Source organism: Pontibacterium sp., assembly GCF_041587635.1.
In the GTDB taxonomy this organism is placed as follows: domain Bacteria; phylum Pseudomonadota; class Gammaproteobacteria; order Pseudomonadales; family Balneatricaceae; genus Pontibacterium.
The window spans coordinates 1-5,789 of record NZ_JBFGYC010000240.1 but is presented as its reverse complement, the minus strand read 5'-3'; the positions used below and the strand labels follow the sequence as shown (position 1 = coordinate 5,789).

At 51.0% G+C, this 5,789-nt stretch carries 7 protein-coding genes; 2 read left to right on the top strand and 5 right to left on the bottom strand.

Features of this window, described 5'->3' with window-relative positions; all coding sequences use genetic code 11:
• Window positions 1–854 (top strand): hypothetical protein (locus tag ABYW01_RS12335; protein ID WP_372833075.1); only part of this gene is annotated, 854 nt, incomplete at its 5' end.
• Between the two features lie 20 nt (window positions 855–874).
• On the opposite strand, the gene ABYW01_RS12330 is transcribed toward ABYW01_RS12335, so the two are convergent.
• Window positions 875–1,954, bottom strand: coding sequence for a hypothetical protein (locus ABYW01_RS12330; protein WP_372833074.1), 1,080 nt, complete (start codon window positions 1,952–1,954; stop codon window positions 875–877).
• Window positions 1,955–2,325: 371 nt separating this feature from the next.
• Between ABYW01_RS12330 and ABYW01_RS12325 the strand changes: the two genes are divergently transcribed.
• The gene (locus ABYW01_RS12325) at window positions 2,326–2,979 is read left to right on the top strand and encodes a protein-L-isoaspartate(D-aspartate) O-methyltransferase (RefSeq protein ID WP_372833071.1); all 654 of its coding nucleotides are present in this window, start codon (window positions 2,326–2,328) and stop codon (window positions 2,977–2,979) included.
• A 44-nt stretch (window positions 2,980–3,023) separates the two neighbouring features.
• Here the strand turns inward: ABYW01_RS12325 and ABYW01_RS12320 are convergent, their stop codons facing one another.
• The 4 genes from ABYW01_RS12320 to ABYW01_RS12305 all read right to left on the bottom strand — a co-directional run bounded on the left by ABYW01_RS12320 (window position 3,024) and on the right by ABYW01_RS12305 (window position 5,644).
• Complete coding sequence (locus ABYW01_RS12320; protein ID WP_372833069.1) at window positions 3,024–3,365, bottom strand: multiprotein-bridging factor 1 family protein; 342 nt, start codon at window positions 3,363–3,365, stop codon at window positions 3,024–3,026.
• 257 nt (window positions 3,366–3,622) lie between these two features.
• Window positions 3,623–4,285, bottom strand: coding sequence for a sugar transferase (locus ABYW01_RS12315; protein WP_372833067.1), 663 nt, complete (start codon window positions 4,283–4,285; stop codon window positions 3,623–3,625).
• A 26-nt stretch (window positions 4,286–4,311) separates the two neighbouring features.
• Window positions 4,312–5,109 (bottom strand): PilZ domain-containing protein, encoded by a 798-nt coding sequence (locus ABYW01_RS12310; protein WP_372833065.1) that lies wholly within the window; start codon window positions 5,107–5,109, stop codon window positions 4,312–4,314.
• A 181-nt stretch (window positions 5,110–5,290) separates the two neighbouring features.
• Window positions 5,291–5,644 carry a putative quinol monooxygenase gene (locus ABYW01_RS12305; RefSeq protein WP_372833062.1) on the bottom strand — a complete coding sequence of 118 codons (354 nt, stop codon included), beginning with the start codon at window positions 5,642–5,644 and terminating at the stop codon, window positions 5,291–5,293.
• Between the last annotated feature and the right edge of the window lie 145 nt (window positions 5,645–5,789).

The window sequence follows — 5,789 nt, the reverse complement described above, 5'->3', positions numbered from 1 at the left end:
GGTTGAGTAGTGGTGGCACGCCTGCAGTCAACATCGTGTGTTTTATCATCTCGGTGAAAGCTGCGCTAACGGAGGAGCTCTACAAGCATCGTATCTTACCCGGACAACGTGATATGAACCGCTGCTTTGAGCCCCCCTTTGATGATTACAACGGTGCGATTGCTGAGCATATGCTGGCGTTGATCGACAGCTACCAGCCTGAGTGCATGATCGATATCCATAATACCTCGGGTCGCAGTCCGGCGTTTGGTGTTGCGACCCATGAAGATCCCGCCCATGAAGCGCTGATCTCGCTCTTTACCAGTCATCTGATTATTACAGATCTGACACTCGGTGCGATTATGGAGATGAGTAACAGTGTGATGCCGGTGGTGACTGTGGAGTGTGGCGGGGCGGGTGATGTCCGTTCGGACGAACTGGCGGTGGATGGATTAGCACGTTATTTATATGAAGAGCATGTTATGCGTTTGCCACATGACGGCATTCAAATTGATCTCTACCGGCATCCGGTGCGGCTGGAGTTGCATCCGAACAGCCAGATTGAATTCGCCGATACGGCCATACCGGATATGGATCTGACCATCCGCAGCAATCTGGAAGCGCACAACTTTGGTACCGCACCGGAAGGAACCCATATTGGCTGGGTAGGGGAGCATTGCGGTGCCCGTATCTTACGGGTAAAAAGTGCAGCAGGCAGGGATGTGTTTTCGACCTTTTTCAGGCTTGAGGGCCGTAAACTGCTTACCGCCCGTCCGCTGAAGTTATTTATGATCACTGGTAATAAGTCGATCGCTCTCAGTGACTGCCTGCTCTATGCCTCATTCGAGCGTGAACAGACCTTTGTGCACAGCTAAGCCTGCATGCCGCTGAACGCTCAGCCTGGCTCCCGTTCCAGAATAGCCACACCCTGACGGTATCCGAGACCGCCGTTACCATGCACGGCCCCCAGCGAAATGTCCCCGTGTGTGAGTTGCTGATACATACAAATTAAACCGTTCAGTGCCGGGTTATTCCAGGGAGCACGGGCCAGATTCATGCCCCCGGTGATGGTGATGGGATACTCTTTCAGAAAACTCGGAATTTTATCTACTGAACTGACTAGTCCGCTGTTCAGCAGGAACGCCATAGGTACAACCGGGTAGCAGGTGTACGTATCCAGCAGGGCTTCACCGCGCATAAAGCGGTCGCTAAAATCGATCTGTGCTTGCTCGCAGCTCTGTTGATAAGCGCGTTTCATATGGGTGTAGTGCGCGATATTTTTGATCTCAGACGGACCATCCTCCGCTAAGCGTCCTAAGCCAACACCGCGCACAGCAATCCGCTGTGGCATCGCAACGTTGAGCGCATCGGCCGTGGCTGAATTACATACCAGCAAGATACCATTGAAATCGATTAGCGGGTTTGCGCAGTCAACACCCCGGAACAGTGGGGTGATCAGCTCAAACCAGCGGGCAGCAGGGGTGGCCTGACTGACATCGACCACGTCATCCTGCGCGTCCAGCGTGGACAGGTAGCTGCGTTGGTAGTTCTCAAACAGGGCCGCGGCGATCGCTCGGAACTGATCCGCATCGATGTTTTGATTCTGGATAAACTGCTGCGCAACGTCGTCATACCCTTGTGTCAGTGGGTAGTCATCACCGTACACGGCCATTAACTGCAGGCGCTGGTCTCTCTCATAACCGGATTTAATCAGCTCTTCACCGCGAATGGCAACGGCCGGGGCACCATCGGCGATAAGCTGGTGTGCATGATTCAGCGCTTCAATCGGGCCGCAACCACTGCGGAAATGATTGGGTTTTTCGGGGGCATGCCAGTCGCTGTCGAGTCGCTCAATGAATAGCTCTTGCAGCGGGATGCCCAGTTCAGCCAAGCGTTTTTCGTAGCGTTGAACCGATTCCAGAGTGCCCTGACCGTCGACCATTTTTGCTGCTGCAACCAGATATGCCTGTGACATGGTGTATACCCGACAAAAAGTGGACGCCCAGTGTATCAGGGTTATTACCTAGTGGTAATAGTTGGAGTGCAAAATAGTAAACAACTGTTCTATATTTGATCTTTTCTGGGGTGTATATGGTGTAATAAGTCGTCTGCTTATAGAGCACTACCAATCGTTCGTTTATCCCTCTAAGCAGTGATATTACCCGTTGAATGTTAGCGTAAATATGATCGGACAACAGGCCGTGAAGCGGTTTTCAGTTCGTGTTCAATCGCCTTGGCTGCTAGGCTTAAAGGAGTCACTACACTCTCTTTACCTAAGGGGGAGCCGGCGAATAGGTCTTGTGTGTATATAGAGGGCTTATCCGCAGATTCCCCAAGGGGGATATCATGACGGAATGTCACCACATGTTGCAGGCGATTGCGCGCACTGCCCGCCTCACAGGGCGGGGACGGTTCGCTGAAAACGTAATGACCGCTATTCGTTCAGTTCAGAGATCACGTTTTGTACCTGACGGGCTGGTGGTTGAGGCTTATGAAAATATTGCCCTGCCGATTGGTTATGAACAGACCATCTCTCAGCCCTATATCGTTGCTTTGATGACCGACCTGCTCAGGCCGGAAAAGGACCATATCTGTTTGGAAGTCGGGACCGGATCGGGGTATCAAGCGGCGGTGTTGTCTCTTCTGACCTCAAAGGTTTATACCATCGAAATTATCGCTCCCCTTTTCCGTCAGGCGTCCTCGCAGTTACACAAGATGCATTACGATAATGTTTATCCGTTATTAGGGAATGGCTATCTGGGGTATCCGGAGGCTGCGCCCTATGATCGTATCATTGTGACCGCTGCTGCTGAGAAGATACCACCCGCGTTGATCGAGCAGTTAAAAAAAGGAGGGCGCATGATGATTCCAATTGGCCCCGAGAACGGCGCGCAGGTGTTGTATCAGGTGGATAAGGATGCGGCGGGTGAAGTGACGACGCAACCCGTGCTGGACGTGCGTTTTGTACCGCTGATAGAAGGCGAGACACTGGCGTTGTAAAACAAAGCTGGGAATATTCTCTTAATATATTGAAATATAAGAAATTATTGTGTGATGTCGTCTGCGAGTTGTTCTAAGGCTAACATCAATGCATGTTGTGCCGCAGGCGAAAGATGGCCAAAGGCTTCGATCAGACGGCGTTGATTCCGACTTAGATTATTGATCTGAAAGTTACTCGGAGTATGTCCATTGACGTAGTAGTCGATGGAGATGTCATACAGTTTGCACACACGCGCGACATCGTTCAGGGTGGCCGGTTCGGTCCCCTGATTACTCTCCCAGCCCTTAATCGTAGATACTGCCTTGGCAAGACGTTTTGCCGCCTCTACCTGGGTCAGATTGACGCGCATCCGTGCCTGCTTTAGTCGTTCTGCACGCGTAGTCACGGAGGCGATTCTCGCTCAGCGTTGATGGGTTGTCAGCAAAGGTACATGGAGGACATCCCTTGGTCCGCTAGTGGCATGTCCTGCTTAGACCTTCAGTTACATATAAAAGTAGCAGCAGTATAGTTTGCCCGCTTCCGTATTTCCTGTGGATGAGGGATTGGGAGCTGGAATAGGAGTAGCACAGGGAGTCCAATGGCAAAGGATTGCACTATCTCTGCAGATTGCGTTTGATAAGGTGGGTACACGTGGCGCTGGCGTTATTTCGCACCGCGGTTGGTCAGGACAGCGGGTACGGTTAATAACAATATCTTTACATCCAGCCAGAACGACAAGTTGCGGATATACTGAATATCCAGCCTGATCCATTCGTCAAAACCGATATTATCGCGGTCTGCAATCTGCCACAGGCAGGTAATCCCCGGTTTTACTTCCCGGCGCATCACATGCCATTGCCCCATCTGCTTGTCCTCGGTCACCGGCAACGGACGCGGACCGACCAAGCTCATATCGCCGCGCAGGACGTTATACAGCTGTGGCAACTCGTCGATACTCCACTTACGAATAAATCGTCCGATTGGCGTAATACGGGGATCATCCGTCATCTTAAATGCCGGTCCATCACGTTCATTCTGTTCCATCAACTTGGCTTTTAGTGCTTCGGCATTGGTGACCATAGAACGAAATTTGAACATCCCAAAAGCCTTACCGCCACGCCCCATTCGCGGCTGAACAAAAAAAGCAGGACCCGGGTCGGTGATTTTGATAATGACGTAGGTGCAGATGAGAATGGGGGATAGCATCAGCAACGCACATAAGGCGCCCGCTTTATCCATTGCCGTCTTCCAGAGGGGGACTTTTTTTAGAAAAAGACTCTGGGCATTGCCGCCGATACTGTCTGGATTGATAAGAGGTTTATTCATCAATAATCACCACGCCCTAACTACGTCTATTGTTGTGGCAAATCGTCAAATTTCAGTTTCCGGAATGTTTTCATGTTCTGAGGATTGACGAACTGAACGGCCACTCCTTCCGTGTCCGAGCGGACGACGTGGCCGATCGCCTTTAGCGCAATATCTTTCCCCGACGCTTCCAGCGGCCGTAACTCTTCAAATGGCAATAACACCTCCAGTTCTAACTGTGTCCCCTCAGGTAGTGAGGTTGAGGTGAGCAAGTATGCTCCACTGGCTGAAATATCCCGAGTTATCGTTTGTGTCGCGGTTGGGTCTATATGGTCACCTGATACTTGTTGGATGGTGGCGACCAGATTCAGGTTGAGACGCTCCTGAATACGGTTATCCCCCCTCTCTTCGCTGTCTTCATCCAGAGGGCTACGAACCTCGTTATCCGGGTAGACCATGATCTGTATGTCGTCGAGCAACTCTGGGTATTCCAGCTGTTCCCGAATACGTGAGAGTACAACCTGAGCCCCAGCTTCGGGCGTATTGAACAGATAAAGCCCCAAGGTTCCCGGCGCAAACCAGCCTAATTCATCGATCAGTCGGGTTTGAGCATGTATATGCGAGGTGATGTGTCGCAGTCGGGCAGGAGACTGCAAAGCGTCAGGCAGGGGGATGATCACCAGACTGAAAGGATTACCCAGACGGTCAGCACGAAAGCGTTCTTTATCCAGCAGCTGATAAAATTCAACAGTTGGCAGCAGGTGGCCGTCATCCGGATGATGTAGCTCGGGTTTCTGAATAAAGAATTGTTTTAGAAAGCGCAGTAACTTTTTGTTCGGTTGCATAGCAGCGGTATCCTAAGACATGTGGCGGTCAGTCTGGTTTATCGCATCACTACAATAGGTCTGACATCCAATGTGGGACCCGTATGAATATTAAGCATAACGCGCTCTGTTAAAGATGAACAGAGCTAATATTCAAGAATTACGGGTCCTAAATAGGAGGTCTGGGAAGCCGTTTTGGCAATCAGGTGTCGAGCTGTGGGCGGTCGTAATCTGCGGGTTCGTCAGAGTAAACGCAGACATTAAAATCAGCGACCAGACCGTCTTCCGCAACACACTGGGTTTCAAAGAAGTTAACAATTTCAGCGCGCTGACAGTGCGCTTCAAAGGCGGCATTGTCTTGCCAAATTTCGTTAAACACGATGGGGAAACTGCTACCTTCAGCGAAAGGACTGCTGATGTGGCGTGTCACCGTATACTGAATGCAGCCGTCTTCACGCTGGGTATTCGGTTCCAGTGACTGCAGTATGCTGAAGAGTTCTGCTTCTTTACCCGGCTTCGGCTGAAACTGTGCCAGACAATAGACTTTTTTAGACATAAAAAGTGACCCTGAAATGTTCCATAGAGAGGGGTGGATAAAAGATCATCAGAATTCCCCACCCCTTATTACTGCTGGGGCAGGGCGAGATACGCGGAGCTTTTGCACGGAGTTATCCACAGATGGTGGGGATAACTCCGTAATG